This window comes from Phenylobacterium sp. (assembly GCF_036402295.1).
Classification (GTDB): Bacteria; Pseudomonadota; Alphaproteobacteria; order Caulobacterales; family Caulobacteraceae; genus Phenylobacterium.
In genome coordinates this window covers 1-3,112 of the sequence record NZ_DASWTE010000150.1, presented here as the reverse complement: position 1 = coordinate 3,112, position 3,112 = coordinate 1, and the positions used below count along the sequence as shown (strand labels likewise).

4 protein-coding genes are annotated in these 3,112 nt (G+C 68.5%); all 4 read right to left on the bottom strand.

Going from position 1 to position 3,112, the window contains the following annotated elements:
* On the bottom strand, positions 1-655 hold a 655-nt coding region (locus tag VGD44_RS09470), incomplete at its 3' end, for a YceI family protein (RefSeq protein WP_331086258.1).
* A 73-nt stretch (positions 656-728) separates the two neighbouring features.
* Positions 729-1,157, bottom strand: a complete 429-nt coding sequence (locus VGD44_RS09465) for a helix-turn-helix transcriptional regulator (RefSeq protein WP_331086255.1) — start codon at positions 1,155-1,157, stop codon at positions 729-731.
* A 172-nt stretch (positions 1,158-1,329) separates the two neighbouring features.
* Positions 1,330-2,298: a hypothetical protein gene (locus VGD44_RS09460; RefSeq protein WP_331086253.1), complete on the bottom strand. Its 969-nt coding sequence runs from the start codon at positions 2,296-2,298 to the stop codon at positions 1,330-1,332.
* 87 nt (positions 2,299-2,385) lie between these two features.
* The coding region (locus VGD44_RS09455) for an alpha/beta hydrolase family protein (RefSeq protein WP_331086250.1) at positions 2,386-3,112 on the bottom strand (727 nt) is incomplete at its 5' end.

Here is a 3,112-nt window from a genome sequence, read left to right as displayed (position 1 = left end):
CGACCTGGATGTCGTCGCCCACGCCCATGGTCGTGCCCGGGGCCGGCAGGCCGTAGGTGACGCCGAAGTCCGAGCGCTTGAACGTGCCGTGCGCCGAGAAGCCGACGCGGGCGCCGGAGGGGTCCATGGCGCCCGGCTTGTAGCCACCGTTCCAGGTGGCCTCGAGGACGACGGGCCTGGTCACGCCCTTCAGCGTCAGGTCGCCGGTGACGCGGGCCGTGCGCGGACCGGTGGGCTCGACCTTGGTGGACTTGAAGGTGATCTGCGGGTGGTTGGCCGTGTCCAGGAACTCCTTCTGGATCAGGGCGTCGAAGTCGAGCTTGGGGTCCGGATAGTCGGTCTCGAGCGATCGCGCCTCGATCGTGGCGGTGACGCTCTGGCCGGCTGGGTTGGCCGGATCGAAGTTGAGCTTCCCGTCCGCCTTGGTGAAGCGCGACGTGTAGTTGGACAGGCCGATGTGAGAGACGCGGAAGGTCACGCTCGTGTGCCCCATGTCCAACGTGTACTGGCCGGCCGGCGCGTCGGCCGGAGGCTGCGCAACGGCGGCGGGCTTGGTGTCGGGGACCACCGCCGCGTCGGTCCTGGCTTCGCCCTGGGGACGCGGGGAACAGGCGGCCAGGACGGCCAGGGTGGCGAGGGGCAGAAGGCGGCGCATCGGGGGGCTCTCCGTGGGTTGAGCCCCAAGGACGTAGGAGCCGGCCGGTTCCCGACAAACCCCGCGCCGCGGCCTAGATCTCGTCGGCGACGACGCGGACCAGTTCGACGATCTTGCGGCGGATGGCCGGCTCGGTGATGCGCGGGAAGGCGGCCATCAGCTCGATGCCTTCGGCCGACAGCATGAACTCCTGGGCGGCGTCGCGCTGGGCGGCCAGGGCTTCCTGGTCGCCGAGTCCGTCATAGAAGTAGGCCACCGGCGTCTTCAGCGCCGCGGCGATTTCCCAGAGCTTCGACGCGCTCACGCGGTTCGCGCCGCGCTCGTACTTCTGGACCTGCTGGAAGGTGATGCCGAGCGCCTCGGCCAGGCGCTCCTGGCTGACGCCCATCTCCTTGCGGCGCATGCGGATGCGCAGGCCTACGTGACGGTCGACCGGGTGAGGGCCTTCGCCCCGCCCGATCTCGGCGGCCTCTATGGGCGCGCCTTCGACATGCTTTTCCAAAACCCTAGTCATCGCCCCCGACCTAGGTGATGCGGGGGTCGCTGCCACCCCCCGATGGAGCGGCCCCCGCGCCTGTACCTCCCCCGAGGTACGTCCTTAAGTTGAGGCACGGTCGCATGGTTTGAAAACCCATGCCTACCCATTTTGGGGGTGTGGTCTGTTCTCGTTTCGGTCAGGCTGCGCCGCGGAGAGCCCGAACCTGCCTCTCCCACTCGGAAAGAACGCCATATTCCGAGAGTTGAGTGAATAAGCGCTGCAGGTGCGACCGATTGTCCGTCATGTACAGGATGAAGGGTCCGCGGGCCAAAATGCGGGCCGTGACCACATATCCGTGCTCGTTTCGTTCGCATCTATCGTCGGCTACCAGACGCGCCAGGTGCCGCCGGATCGTTTCGTGCGGTATGCCCAGGCGCCCGGCGAGGGTCGCCGGCCGGACGGGCATCCGGTGCTTGTCGGGAACGAAGGCCTGGGGCTCCCAGGTCTCGCCGTCCCGGCCGCCCTCGGTGTCGGGCAGGTGTTCGGTGTTGGCGTGGATCAGGTCCATCAGGACCAGCCCGGTGACCAGGTCGCCGATGTACTGGCCGATCGGCTCGGCCAGGCGCAGCACATAGTCCGACGACAGGCGGATCACGAGCCGGACCGGCGGGTTCTCCGGGTCGAACGGCGGTGCGTCCGGCGATGGCTGCGGCAGGTCCTCGAGCAGGCCGATGCCGCGCAGCCGGAAGTAGAGATTCTTGACCAGTTCGTAGTGGGCCGCGGCGCCGACCCGGTAGAACGGCGAGTTCAGCGGCGCGGTCGGGACCACGACGCCGCGCGGGTGGGTGACGATGACGCCCTGCTCGGCCAGCACCGCGATCCGCCGGCGCGCGGTCTCGAACGGCATGCGCAGCGAATTGGCGATGGCGCTGATGCTGACCGGGCGGCGCATCTCGTCGGGCGGCGGCTGGTCCAGGGTGGCGTAGCGCCGCTGGAGCTCGGGGTTCCGGGTGATCTGGGCGACGTTCGCCTGGCTGATCGCGGCCAGCAGCAGGCCGTCGACCACGTCGCGCCCGAACCCGCCCAGCTTCACCAGGTCGAGGGCGAAGCCGTTCGCAAGCCGAGCCGCGACGCGGAGACTCTGATGCGAAACGTCATGCGCCATACCGACTCCAAACGCAGATCATTGTTCTGCGTAACATAGAACATGCTCAGCGACCGCTGAATCCGTACGTAGCGGAAGACGCCGCCGTTATCTGTAACGCTCGAACCAGGCCAGGATCGCGCCTGCTTTTGCGGCAGATTGCGAGGGCCGCGCGGCGATACCGCCATGGCTCGCGCCCGGCACACGCACCAGCGCCGTCGGCACCCCGCGCAGCTGCAGGGCGGCGAAATACTGGTCGGCCTCGGACGGCGGCGTGCGGTCGTCCTGCTCGCCCACGACGACCAGGGTCGGCGTCTTCACATTGCCCACCAGGCTCAGCGGCGAGCGCGCCCAGTACCCCTGCGGGTCCTCCCACGGCATCTTCCCGAACCAGTAGCTGGCCATGAAGGTGTAGCCGTCGGTGGTCAGCACCTGGCTGGTCCAGTTGATCACCGGCTTCTGGGTGGCCGCGGCGCGGAAGCGGTCGGTCTTGCCGACGATCCAGGCGGTCAGGGCGCCGCCGCCGGAGCCGCCGGTGACGTAGAGCCGCTTGTCGTCAACCGCGCCCTTGGCGATGGCGGCGTCCACCACGCTCATCAAGTCGTCGTAGTCGTGGCTGGGGTAGTTGCGGTCGATCTCGTTGGCGAAGGCCTCGCCGTACGACGTGGAGCCGCGCGGGTTCGAGTAGACCACCACGTAGCCGGCGGCCGCGTAGAGCTGGACGTCGGTGGCGAAGGTCGGGCCGTAGGCGGCGAAGGGGCCGCCGTGGATCTCGAGGATCAGCGGGTACTTTTTCGACGGGTCGAAGTTAGGCGGATAGGCGATCCAGGCTCCG

Excerpts from the sequence above, each read along its gene's own strand:
- VGD44_RS09460 (WP_331086253.1), bottom strand. The coding sequence starts at position 2,298 with ATGGCGCATGACGTTTCGCATCAGAGTCTCCGCGTCGCGGCTCGGCTT.